This is a genomic window from Aquimarina sp. 2-A2 (assembly GCF_045505135.1).
Classification (GTDB): domain Bacteria; phylum Bacteroidota; class Bacteroidia; order Flavobacteriales; family Flavobacteriaceae; genus Aquimarina; species Aquimarina intermedia.
Map to the genome: position 1 here is coordinate 14,619 of NZ_JBJKFI010000001.1, position 12,536 is coordinate 27,154.

At 35.8% G+C, this 12,536-nt stretch carries 13 protein-coding genes; 10 read left to right on the plus strand and 3 right to left on the minus strand.

Annotated elements, in window-relative coordinates; all coding sequences use genetic code 11:
• Positions 1-114 precede the first annotated feature (114 nt).
• Both ACJRPK_RS00085 and ACJRPK_RS00090 read right to left on the minus strand, forming a co-directional pair.
• Positions 115-882 (minus strand): alpha/beta fold hydrolase, encoded by a 768-nt coding sequence (locus ACJRPK_RS00085; RefSeq protein ID WP_407137872.1) that lies wholly within the window; start codon positions 880-882, stop codon positions 115-117.
• A gap of 40 nt (positions 883-922) precedes the next feature.
• On the minus strand, positions 923-1,636 hold the full coding sequence (locus tag ACJRPK_RS00090; protein ID WP_407137873.1) for a pyridoxine 5'-phosphate synthase: 714 nt from the start codon (positions 1,634-1,636) through the stop codon (positions 923-925).
• Positions 1,637-1,734: 98 nt separating this feature from the next.
• Between ACJRPK_RS00090 and ACJRPK_RS00095 the strand changes: the two genes are divergently transcribed.
• The 8 genes from ACJRPK_RS00095 (at position 1,735) to murI (ending at position 9,724) form a co-directional block, all read left to right on the plus strand.
• Positions 1,735-2,391: a CBS domain-containing protein gene (locus ACJRPK_RS00095; RefSeq protein WP_407137874.1), complete on the plus strand. Its 657-nt coding sequence runs from the start codon at positions 1,735-1,737 to the stop codon at positions 2,389-2,391.
• A gap of 21 nt (positions 2,392-2,412) precedes the next feature.
• Complete coding sequence (locus ACJRPK_RS00100; protein ID WP_148781599.1) at positions 2,413-3,297, plus strand: NAD kinase; 885 nt, start codon at positions 2,413-2,415, stop codon at positions 3,295-3,297.
• 99 nt (positions 3,298-3,396) lie between these two features.
• Complete coding sequence (locus ACJRPK_RS00105; RefSeq protein WP_407137875.1) at positions 3,397-4,074, plus strand: DUF6089 family protein; 678 nt, start codon at positions 3,397-3,399, stop codon at positions 4,072-4,074.
• 2 nt (positions 4,075-4,076) lie between these two features.
• Positions 4,077-4,814, plus strand: a complete 738-nt coding sequence (locus tag ACJRPK_RS00110; RefSeq protein WP_407137876.1) for an isoprenyl transferase — start codon at positions 4,077-4,079, stop codon at positions 4,812-4,814.
• The gene (locus tag ACJRPK_RS00115) at positions 4,747-7,455 is read left to right on the plus strand and encodes an outer membrane protein assembly factor (RefSeq protein WP_407137877.1); all 2,709 of its coding nucleotides are present in this window, start codon (positions 4,747-4,749) and stop codon (positions 7,453-7,455) included. Before ACJRPK_RS00110 ends, ACJRPK_RS00115 begins: the two co-directional genes overlap by 68 nt.
• A 36-nt stretch (positions 7,456-7,491) precedes the next feature.
• Positions 7,492-8,301 carry an OmpH family outer membrane protein gene (locus tag ACJRPK_RS00120; protein ID WP_407137878.1) on the plus strand — a complete coding sequence of 270 codons (810 nt, stop codon included), beginning with the start codon at positions 7,492-7,494 and terminating at the stop codon, positions 8,299-8,301.
• Between the two features lie 40 nt (positions 8,302-8,341).
• The gene (locus ACJRPK_RS00125) at positions 8,342-8,851 is read left to right on the plus strand and encodes an OmpH family outer membrane protein (RefSeq protein WP_148781603.1); all 510 of its coding nucleotides are present in this window, start codon (positions 8,342-8,344) and stop codon (positions 8,849-8,851) included.
• An 84-nt stretch (positions 8,852-8,935) separates the two neighbouring features.
• Positions 8,936-9,724, plus strand: coding sequence for a glutamate racemase (gene murI / locus ACJRPK_RS00130; protein ID WP_407137879.1), 789 nt, complete (start codon positions 8,936-8,938; stop codon positions 9,722-9,724).
• A 30-nt stretch (positions 9,725-9,754) separates the two neighbouring features.
• On the opposite strand, the gene ACJRPK_RS00135 is transcribed toward murI, so the two are convergent.
• The gene (locus ACJRPK_RS00135; RefSeq protein WP_407137880.1) at positions 9,755-10,777 is read right to left on the minus strand and encodes a type IX secretion system membrane protein PorP/SprF; all 1,023 of its coding nucleotides are present in this window, start codon (positions 10,775-10,777) and stop codon (positions 9,755-9,757) included.
• 278 nt (positions 10,778-11,055) lie between these two features.
• Between ACJRPK_RS00135 and ACJRPK_RS00140 the strand changes: the two genes are divergently transcribed.
• Positions 11,056-11,967: a NifU family protein gene (locus tag ACJRPK_RS00140; RefSeq protein ID WP_407137881.1), complete on the plus strand. Its 912-nt coding sequence runs from the start codon at positions 11,056-11,058 to the stop codon at positions 11,965-11,967.
• A gap of 111 nt (positions 11,968-12,078) precedes the next feature.
• Complete coding sequence (locus ACJRPK_RS00145; protein WP_148781607.1) at positions 12,079-12,279, plus strand: dodecin family protein; 201 nt, start codon at positions 12,079-12,081, stop codon at positions 12,277-12,279.
• The last annotated feature ends 257 nt before the right edge of the window (positions 12,280-12,536 follow it).

The following is a 12,536-nucleotide window of genomic DNA, read 5'->3' on the forward strand; positions in this document are numbered from 1 at the left end:
AATTGATCGGAATTGTTTTTTTGAATTTTGTAAAATAATAGTTTCAAATTTAAAAGAAAATACCAATTATCCAACAAAATCAACAAAATATTATGCATACATAGCTTTTTAAAGCTATTTATTGACAAATTCCAATACTTCAATTAAAAAATCTTTGGGGTTCTCGGCATGCAACCAATGTCCTGACTTTGAGATTTCTTTGATAACTGAGTTTGTAAAGTGTTTTTTAATACCTTCCTCATCAGTAGGCAAAATATAATTGGAGCGATCTCCTTTAAGAAATAAAGTTTCTCCTGGATACTTGTATGTTGCCGGAAGCTCCTTACCAATCTCATTAATGTTTTTGGTAAGTGCTTCAAGGTTCATTCGTAACCCTAATCGTTCTTTTGACTTCCAGTATAAATTCTTTAATAAAAACTGTCTTGTCCCCATTTCAGGAACAAATTCACTTAACATAGTATCAGCATCCGTTCTGCTGGTCAACGCTGTCGTATGAAGGTTCTCTAATCCCATCAAAATGTCCTGATGATGCTGCGGATAAAATTTAGGCCCTATATCTGCAATAATCAACTTGCGTATTCTCACATGCGTTTCACTCGCAAAAAACATAGCCGTTTTTCCTCCCATGGAATGCCCCAATAAAATTATATCGTTCAGTTCGTTGTCATCACAATATTCTTCAAGATCCTGAGCTAAAATTGGATAACTAAATTGATCACTATGGGGGCTTCTACCATGATTACGTTGATCTATTAAATGAACCTCAAACCCATGACCAGCAATTTTCTTCCCCAGCGTTTTCCAGTTATCCCCCATTCCCAGGAAGCCATGCAGAATAATAAAAGGCTTTCCGGATCCGATGATATTAGCGTATAATTTCATACCGTATTTTGTTTACAAGTTTATAAGTGAATGCGCACCCTTATTTGAGACGGTGTAAATACATATTAATTACATTTTCTATCCCAAGATATAAAGCTTCACAAATTAAAGCATGTCCGATGGAAACCTCTAAAAGTTGCGGAACATTTTCTTTAAAGAATTTAATGTTATCCAAAGACAAATCGTGTCCTGCGTTTATACCTATCCCCAATTCAATCGCTTTTTCTGCACAAATCGTATAGGACTCCACGGCTTTCTTATTCCCTTTTTTAAATTCTTCTGCAAACATTTCGGTATATAACTCTATGCGATCTGCACCAGTCGCTTTGGCTCCCTCAACCATTGCAATATCGGGATCGACAAATATGGATGTTCGAATGTCATTACGCTTAAACTCCTGAATAACTTCTTTTAAAAAGGATACGTGTTTAATTGTATCCCAACCTGCATTACTCGTGATCGCATCAACTGCATCAGGCACCAAGGTTACCTGAGTTGGTTGTATTGCCAGTACCATATCCACAAATTTTGGAATGGGATTTCCCTCAATATTATATTCTGTGGTCACAATAGGTTTCAAATCGTAAGCATCCTGATACCTGATATGACGTTCATCGGGCCGGGGATGAATGGTAATACCTTCGGCACCAAATCGCTGTATGTCTGTTGCTACTTTTAACAAATCGGGAGTGTTGCCTCCACGCGAGTTACGCAATGTGGCAATCTTATTTATATTAACACTTAACTTTGTCATAGTTTTTGATGTAATTATGGTAATTAACAAAAATACAAAGTTGAAGCCGCCACGGTTACATTTTTTTGATTATTTTGCATGAAATAGCGCTATCAAATATGAAAACAGAATTTTACATAGTGAAGGAAATTGCCCCGCTGTCTACCACATCAACTGTAAAAGAAGCGCAGCAGTTATTTAATCAACTCACCTACACCCATTTTCCTGTTGTAAAGGACTCTATTTATTTGGGTTGTGTGTCGGAGACAGATATTCGTTGTTTTGAAGTTGACAAGTCATTGGATTTCTATCAATACGCTTTAGAGGGTTTTTACACCAGAGAAGATGCAAATTGGCTGGATATCTTAGAACTCTTTGCACAAAATGACAGTAATATCATGCCTGTACTTGATCAAAATAATGCATTTTTGGGCTTTTACGAACTTAATGATATTATGAGCATGTTTAATGAAACCCCTTTCTTAAGTGAACCGGGTAACATTCTTGTAGTAGAAAAAGGAACTAAAGACTATAGTTTTAGCGAAGTTGCTCAGATTATAGAGTCCAATAACGCAAAAATATTAGGTCTTTTTATTTCCAGTTTCAGCGATGATCGTGTTCAAGTTACAGTTAAAATTAATGATACCGACCTCAATAATATTGTACAAACTTTTAGAAGGTATAGTTATGAGATTGTATCAAAACATAGTGAAGATAGTTTTTTGGAAAATTTAAAAGAGCGCTCTAAATACCTTGAGAAATATTTAAACATTTAATTTTTAAACACCCTTCGCATAATGAAGATTGGTATTTACGGTCAGTTTTATCATCCTAATTCGAGTATTTACATTCAGCAACTATTAGAAACATTAGACAAAAACAATGTAGAGGTTGTCATTGAAAAAAACTTTTTGGAGCTTATTCATCTTCATGAAGACATTGATAAATCGTATTCACATTTTAGCACCTTCGAAGAGCTGGATCATAGTTATGATTTATTTTTTAGTATTGGTGGCGATGGAACGATCTTAAAAACAATTACCTACGTGCGTGATTTAGGGATTCCCATTGCAGGTATAAATACAGGACGCTTAGGCTTTTTGGCTACCATTCAAAAGGAAGAAATAAAAGATAGTATAGAGTTGATACTTAATCAGCGGTACTATATCTCTCCGAGAACTTTGGTGACTATAAAAACCATTCCCGAAACAGAGGAATTTGGTGTTCTTAATTTTGCCATGAACGAGATCGCGGTTAGTCGTAGAAACACCACTTCGATGATTACAGTACACACCAGCCTCAATGAAGAATTTTTAACTTCTTATTGGGCGGACGGTCTTATTGTATCTACCCCAACCGGATCCACAGGCTATTCCTTGAGTTGTGGCGGACCGGTGATAATGCCTGATGCAGAGAGTATGGTTCTTACCCCTATCGCACCTCACAATCTTAACGCCAGACCCTTAGTTATACCTGATAATACAGAAATCAAGTTACAGATATCAGGTAGAGAAGATGACTACTTAGTTTCCTTAGACTCGAGAATCCATACGCTACCTAATGATACTACGGTAATCATTAAAAAAGCCCCATTCAAGATAAATATGGTAGTTTTGGAAGACGATAATTTTCTAAAAACGTTGAGAAAAAAAATGCTTTGGGGAGAAGATAAACGTAATTAGACAATAAACTGAGCTAAAAAATGTTTTAAAATCATACTATTTAGCACAAATTCTTGTGTCGTTGAGTTTATTGTTATATTTGCAAACTTTTGAAAATCTATGAGATACTTACTAGTCCTTATTTTCATGTCGTGTTTTACACACTTAAGTCTAGCTCAAACCTATGAGGTAGGCCTTATGGCGGGTGGCGCTAATTACATCGGTGATGTCGGAGCTTCTACCTATATTGCTCCTAATGCTATAGCTATTGGAGCCATCGGAAAGTGGAACCGGAGCAAAAGACATGCCTTTAGAGCATCTTTTTTATACGCTAGATTACAAGCCAATGACACAAAAGGTGATGATCGCCGGGCACAACGTGGCTATAGTTTTTCTAATACAGTAAAAGAACTCTCAGTAGGAATGGAATATAACTTTTGGGAATGGTATCTTTATGATGGCAGACCCCAGTTCACCCCCTACTTGTATACAGGTATCACCACCTTAAACTATAACAATTTGGCACTTAATACAGATGACCAAATCAATAAAATAAACGACGCCTGGACCTTTGCAATTCCTATGGTGCTTGGTATAAAGAAAACGTTAGGCCGCAAATTTGTTTTAGGAGCAGAAATTGGAGCGCGCTATACGTTTACCGACAATCTTGACGGAAGTAATCCTAAAGATGATATAGGAGCCAGATTTGGTAACCTTGATAATAATGACTGGTATGTATTTACAGGATTGACATTGTCATTTACCTGGGGAAGAATGCCATGTTACTGTGTTTTTTAAAAATGATTACAAAAGAACAACTATCCCCTAACATCCCTAAGCATGTCGCCATCATCATGGATGGTAATGGACGCTGGGCCAAAAAGAAGGGGCTTTTTAGAGCAATAGGCCATGAAAATGGCACAAAAGCGGTACGAGAAGCGGTAGAAGGCGCTGCAGAAATTGGAGTAGAAAATCTTACGCTATACGCCTTTTCTACAGAAAACTGGAACCGACCTAAACTTGAAGTAGACACCTTAATGAAGTTGTTGGTGAGCGCATTGAAGAAAGAAATAAAAACGCTTCAAAAAAATAATATTAGTTTATGCGCTATCGGGAACTTAGAATCCTTACCCGATAAAGCGAGACACGAACTGCTCGAAGTTATTGAAAAGACTAAGGACAACCACCACATGAAGCTCACCTTAGCACTCAGTTATGGAAGCCGAGAAGAGCTTATAAAAACTATCCAAGAAATAAGCATTAAAGTTAAAAATAATGTAATTTCGCCACATCTCATAAATGAAGCCGTCATTAATGAGCATTTGTATACTAAAAACTTACCAGATGTTGATCTGTTAATTCGCACCAGCGGAGAACAACGCATCAGTAATTTTTTACTTTGGCAGATTGCTTATGCAGAACTGTATTTCACAGAAATACTTTGGCCGGATTTCAAAAAGCCACATTTATTTGAAGCTATTTACAATTATCAACAAAGAGAAAGAAGATTTGGAAAAACTAGTGATCAGCTTAGTTAACAAGAAGACAAAAAAATTACCGGTTACGTATTTTGTATTACTTACCTTTTTATTAAGTACATTATCATTGTCAGCACAAAGCTTACCCGGAATTAACGGGAAAGAATACACCATTGGAGACATCACAGTCACAGGAACCACTACCTATAATGAAAATACGGTAATTACCTTTACTGGTTTAAAAAATGGAGAACGTATATTCTTGCCCGGTGACCGCATTAGTAAAGTCATTAAAAAATTATGGGATCTAGAACTTTTTAGTGACATTAATTTATTTATCACTAAAATAGAAGGTGATGTGGCGTATCTTGAATTAAATATTCAGGAGGTGCCGGAACTTAACGACGTACGTCTTGAAGGTGTCAAAAAACGTAAAGCTGAGGATCTCAAAAAAGACAATGACCTTAAAAAAGGTATAAAGGTTACTGAAAACCTTATTACTACTACACGTAACTTTATCATTAACAAATACAAGAAAGATGGTTTTCTTAATACTAAGGTAGTTGTTAACACCACCCCCGTTGAGGATACAGTGCCAACTAACAAAGTGAATATGCTTGTAAGAATTGATAAGGGCGACAAAGTTAAGGTCGATAACATCAACATTGTTGGTAACGAGCAGCTAAGTGACGCTAAGTTAAAGCGTGCCATGAAAAATACGAAAGAGAAAAAGTTTTGGAGGTTATGGAAGCGTTCAAAATTCATTCAGTCCGATTATGAAGACGATAAAGATGCTTTAGTTTCAAAATATAAGGAGAAAGGCTACAGGGATGCCCGAATCATTTCTGATACACTAATTGTTGAAGATGACGATGACATCACCCTTAACCTTACCGTAGAAGAAGGAAATAAGCATTACTTCGGAGATATTAGATTTTTAGGTAATAGTGTATACACAGATGCTCAACTGGCGAGACAGCTAGTTATACAAAAAGGAGACGTGTATAATGGCGTGTTGCTTGAAAAACAAATTGCAGACAATACAAAACCTGATGCAAATGATCTTACGAATTTATATCAGAATAACGGATATCTTTTCTCAAGTATAGATGCGGTAGAAACCAAAATTCAAAATGACACTATTGATTTTGAGATCCGTATCAGAGAAGGTAAACTAGTTCACTTTGACAAAATTACCGTTACCGGAAACGATAAAACGAATGATCACGTAGTATATCGTATTTTGCGAACTAAACCGGGAGAACGATATAGCAAGGAATTGGTAGTGCGTACTGTTCGAGAAATTGGTCAACTGGGATTCTTTGACCCGGAGCAATTGGAGCCACAATTTCAAAATCCGGATCCTAATGCAGGAACTATTGACATTAATTATCCAGTAGTAGAAAAAGGAGCCAGCCAAATAGAATTACAAGGTGGTTTTGGTGGTGGTGGATTTGTTGGAACGCTCGGATTAGCTTTTAACAACTTCTCCATTAAAAATATTTTTAATAAAGAAGCTTATAGCCCATTACCGATGGGAGATGGACAAACGCTGCGTTTGAGAGCACAGGCTAGTAGGTTTTACCAAACCTATAGTCTATCTTTTATAGAGCCTTGGCTCGGGGGTAAAAAACCATATCAGTTTTCTACTTCGTTTTCTCATACAATCCAGTTTTTATTTGATCAAAGAACACGAGACGTAAGTAAAGATCAAAAATTCTTTATTACAGGTGGATCAATTGGTATTGCAAAACGTTTAAATTGGCCTGACAACTACTTTACCTTGTCACAGGCAGTAAGCATACAGCACTATAATTTACAAAATTATAATACAGGTTTGTTTACCTTTGGTAATGGATCATCAAATAACTTGGCTTATACTATTGGTATTAATCGAAATAACACTTCGGTAAACCCGATTTTCCCAACAGGTGGGTCTGAATTTAATCTGGTCGCAAAACTTACACTCCCCTACTCACTTTTTGATGGAGTAGATTACAGTGAATTGGCTGAAAGAAGAGAGAATATTGAGAATGAAGAAGAACAATTAGACAATGTACCTATTGAACAAAGAGATAGTAAGAGAATACTTTTACGAGAAGAGATCGGAGAAATTGATCAGGAGCGTTTTAAATGGCTAGAATATTACAAGATTAAATTCGATGCTTCCTGGTACACTTCACTGTTTTTAATTGGGAAACAACCTTTAGTACTTAAAACAAGTGCTGAATATGGTTTTCTTGGAGCCTACAACAACAACAGAGGAAACATTCCTTTTGAGCGCTATTATTTAGGTGGGGATGGACTGGGAGCTACAAGCCTTGATGGTAGAGAAGTTGTAGCCCTAAGAGGGTATCCAAATCAATCCTTGGTACCACTGAGCCGAGCTAATTCGACTGATTTTGAAAATGACGGGGCAACAATCTATAATAAATATTCGTTAGAGTTACGTTATCCGATAACCTTGAAGCCCTCGGCTTCAATTTATATGCTTGGTTTCTTAGAAGGTGGTGCGTCTTATGATAGCTTTAGAGGATTTAATCCTTTTCAACTTAATAGATCTGCCGGAGCAGGACTAAGAATTTTTATGCCTGCCTTTGGACTTTTAGGTATTGACTTTGGATATGGATTTGATCCAATTCCAGGAACAAATGATTCAAATGGATGGGAAACACATTTCATTATCGGACAGCAATTTTAAATTTGGCATGATTATTTCAATAACACAAACCAAACTATGAAAACTAAAGTTCTCGGATTAGCGACAGTAATTATCTGGTTATGTTTTTCTACACCTATACAAGCTCAAAAAGGTGTTCGTATCGGTTATATTGATATGGATTATATATTAGAAAATGTTCCTGATTATAATGAAGCGGCTGCAGAACTTGAGTCTAAAGTGCAAAAATGGAAAGTTGAGATCGAAGCTGAGCTTAAGGTGGTAGATCAAATGCGAGTTGACTTAAATAATGAGCGTGTGCTATTGACTAAGGAGTTGATTGGGGAACGCGAAGAAGATATACTGTTTAAAGAAAAAGAAATTTTAGAATATCAACAAAAACGTTTTGGACCTAATGGTGATTTATTCTTGCAAAAAAGAAGGTTAGTGCAGCCGGTACAAGATCAAGTATTTGTTGCTGTTCAAGAAATTGCAGAAAATAAAAAGTATGATTTTATTTTTGATAAATCTTCAGATTTATTAATGTTGTACTCTGCCGATCGTTGGGATGTAAGTGATCAAGTGCTCTTAAGGATCAACAGAGCGGCTAAAAGGAAACAACTAACAAGTAAAAGGGAAAAACAAGCCGTACAACAAGCTGATGATCGAAGTGTCGAACAGGAAAACGAGGTGAGTGACCGTGAAAAAGCGATTCAGGAAAAGCAGGAAGAACGAGAAAAACTGATTGAAGAACGCAGAGCACTGCGTGATTCATTGAGAAATATAAAGAAAAAAGAGTTTGAAGCGAGACGTGCAAAATTAATTGAAATGCAAGAACGCAAAAAAGATTCTTTACGGAATTTAAAAAAAGAAAATAATAACGATTAGAAAATAAATTTTAAATTAAACACCCTTAATATTACTAGAAATGAAACAATTTAGAACCTTATTAGTAGCTTGTGCATTGTTTATTGGAGCAACAAGTTTTGTGAATGCACAGTCTAAAGTAGCACATATAGCGTCTCAAGAATTAGTTGAAGCTATGCCTGCTTTTAAAGCTGCCAAAAGCGAAATAGAAAAATTGAATAAAACCTATGATGCCGAAATTAGAAATATGGTGTTAGAACTTCAAAATACCATCAAAAAATATTCTCAAGAAGCAGAAACTAAAACTGACGAAGAGAATATGAAGAGACAACAGGAAATTCAAACTACAGAGAAAAGCATCAACGATTATAGAACTAACGCTTTACAAGATCTTCAAAAGAAAGAGATTGAGTTAATGAAGCCTATTTATGAAAAAGCACGTACTTCTATTCAGAAGGTTGCTAGAGCTCAAGGCTTTCAATATGTGTTAGATTCTACTACTGGTACCGGTGTTATCATGGCAGACGGAAAAAACTTAATGGCAGATGTTAAAAAAGATTTAGGTATTTAATCATTTTTATATCTCCATAAAATTTTGAAAAAACAGTGACATTGCGTTCACTGTTTTTTATTTTTGGACAAACCCTATTTAATCATGCAGTATCCCATTGGTATTTTTGATTCCGGAATCGGTGGAACCTCGATATGGAAAGCGATAACCACATTGCTTCCTAATGAGGATACTATATATTTGGCCGATAGCTATTACGCACCCTATGGCCAAAGAAGTAAAGATGAAATTGTAGCGCTTAGCATAAAAAACACGGAAAAGCTGATTGCCATGGGTGCCAAAATGATAGTTGTAGCATGTAATACAGCCACTACAAATGCTATCGAATATCTACGTACATCCTATGATGTACCTTTTATTGGTATTGAACCTGCCATCAAACCCGCAGCGCTGCGCACTAAAACAAAAAATATAGGTATCCTTGCTACCAAGGGAACTTTATCCAGTGAACTGTTTGCTAAAACCTCAAACAAATACTCTGATACGATTAACATCCATGAAATTACTGGCTCCGGCTTGGTAGAGCTTATAGAAGAGGGATCTATCAATTCACCCGAAATGGAAGTCTTACTTCACTCCTATACCGATTCTTTTATCGAAAAAAATATTGATTGTCTCGTTTTGGGATGTACCCACTACCCTTATTTGATTCCGCAGCTAAAGAAGTTACTTCCTGACCGTATAGATATCATTGATTCGGGAGAGGCCGTAGCAAGACAAACTAAAGCTATCTTAAACGAGCACACCCTACTATCAAAATCAGCCTCGTTTGAAAGGAACTATCAGTTTTATACGAATGGCAAGGTTGAACCGCTTACACAAGTTCTTACTGCGTACGCAAATAAAGTAACAATTGAATACATGAATTTTTAAAACGATGCGTCTTTAGTTTATAGACACGTTTTAATTAACCGCAGGACAATTACAGTTCCATCGTTCTTTTCTTTTACCAAAATCATAGCCCAAGGTCAATTGATGAAACCCTCCATCTGATAAAACTACCGAATTTGATTGATAACTATATGTGTATCCAAACATGAATTTCTTGTAATTACCTCCTATAAAAGGAGTAATATATTGTAATTTTTGATTTTGAACAGCACTGCCATCTGACGAAAATTCAGCACCATCAAAACTTCTTCGATACGATAAACCTCCCCATACTTTAAAAGTTTCAAAACTATGATACAGCTTCAAATTTGTATCAATTGAGCTTTCCATAGTGCCATCGGTTGCCTGATATAAAATAGAAGGTTCGATTTGCCAATCCGGCATAAAACCAAGTTCAAAAACATATCCTAAAGAAAAAACATAACGTCTTTGATTATTGGATTCTCTTATGGGAGTAGGGTTATCAAAAATTTTGCGAGTACTCGGCAAAACATTCTTTACGGTAAAGTGTGCATACCATTCTAAAAAGTGATAAGAGAAACCAAGATCTATATTAAAATACCCTTCTTTTTGCTCGCGATCCAGTACAACAGGATCAGCATCAGATCCAAGTCGATCCTGTAAACCTCTTAAGTCGACATTAGATTGAATAAAAGCGGTGCTCAATCCAAAAGATAGCATATTGAGGTCTGTTCGATCCCTGGAGAACAGTAAGTGATAGGCCATGGTTGTATAGATTCCTGTTTGCGAAAAATTGCCATTGGCATCCTTATAGATTAAAGCACCAAAGCCAAGCTTATCCCCTGATCTAAAATTTGCGTTTAGTGTTTGCAAATTTGGTGCGTTGTCTACATCAAACCATTGTTTACGCGCAGTCAATCTAATTTTATTAGCATTAGAAGCTCCAGCCATTGCCGGATGCACAAGATATAAGTTATCAGATAAGTAATCCGTGTATACCGGTATCCCCTCTTGCGCACAAAGTATACGACAAAAAATGAAACCTATAAAAAGGATAAGCGATCTTATGTTCATTGTATAATAAAATTTGGGGGCGTACACAAAATCTATCACAAATTCTTATACATACGTATAGTTTCAAGATGAAATCGCATTACGTATCAAATATATAAATTTTTACTTCAACTCCCTTTATAAAACTCAGAACATACTTGATATGTGTGAAATAAAGAATACATAACCAGATCATTACTGTAGTAAACTTTAATTTCTTAACGTTCATCAACTAAACAAGCACTCTATTATATAGCTAAGTCCTTATCTAATTTAGTAAATTTGCAAAAATTAAAGTCATGGAAAAGAATTTTGAGATAAAAATTGAAAGTACCTCAAACCCAAGTATCATAAAATTTGAAGCTAACTATTTTTTGACGCAACATACAAGTTACGAGTTTGATAATATAGACCAAGCGAAAAATACCCCGCTTGCGCAGCAATTATTTTATTTACCCTTTGTAAAAAAAGTATATATCTCACAAAATTTTATTGCTATAGATAAGTACGACATCGTAGCCTGGGAGGATGTGCAACAAGAAGTAGCAGCCCAAATTGAAGATTATTTAAACAGTGGTGATCCGTTGATCATTGAAGATGCTGCTACGACAACTAAAAAGTCTCCAATTACTGTCTACGCAGAAAGTACTCCTAATCCTGCTGTTCTTAAATTTGTAGCCAATAAGAAACTGATTGGATCTGTACACGAGTTTAAAAATATTGATGAGGCAACCGATGCGCCGCTTGCTAAAGCACTCTTTCATTTTCCCTTTGTAAAAGAAATTTTTATTGATGAAAATTATATTTCCATTAGCAAATATGACATGGCGCAATGGGAGGATATTACCCTCGAGTTACGGGAGTTTATCAAAACTTACTTAGAGGACGGCAAAGAGGTTCTTTCAGCTAATGCCACAGTTTCAAAGAAAGAATCAGAAGCAGTGGCTGATAGTTCCTTTGAACAGCTAGACGACGTGTCCAAAGAGGTAGTTAATATAATTGAGGAATATGTAAAACCGGCGGTAGCAAGCGATGGTGGAAATATTATGTTCGATTCCTATAATCCAGACACCAAGGTGGTCAAAGTTATTTTGCAGGGAGCTTGTAGTGGTTGTCCTTCATCTACTTTTACACTCAAAAACGGTATCGAAAATATGCTGAAAGAAATGCTAAACGGTAAAGTGGAATATGTAGAGGCAATAAACGGTTAATCAACCTTAAAGCTCTGAACCACTAGCTGCTATAATTGTGTAATTATTTTATTAACCCAATAAGATCTTGTATCTTAGGGTAACAATAAATATTAATTAAATTTTCACACAATGGCAATAGTTAAAGTAATCGAAGTGCTTTCGAGCTCAGAAAAAAGTTGGGAAGATGCGACTAAGAAAGCAGTCGCACAAGCGTCAAAAACTGTAAAAAACATTCGTTCGGCTTATGTAAAAGAACAAAGTGTTGTGGTTGATAATAGTCAAGTGACACAATTTAGGGTGAATGTCAAGATTTCTTTTGAGATTAGTTAATCAGGAAGCATCCAACAAATGTATTAGCACCTCTTCTTGAGGTGCTTTTTTATTTAAGCTTATACCTTGCCTCGTGACAGTCTCTATTGCTAGGGACAATTAAAGCTCTTCACTACCATAAACCTTTTAATTAGAATGAAAATTTAAACAATCCTACTTCATAATTTCCTGTAAATAAGCCAAAAAGACATTGTAAAGGTGGTTTAGCCGTAAAAATTAGATGCGAAATACTCATTAAAAAGCATTTATATTAAATT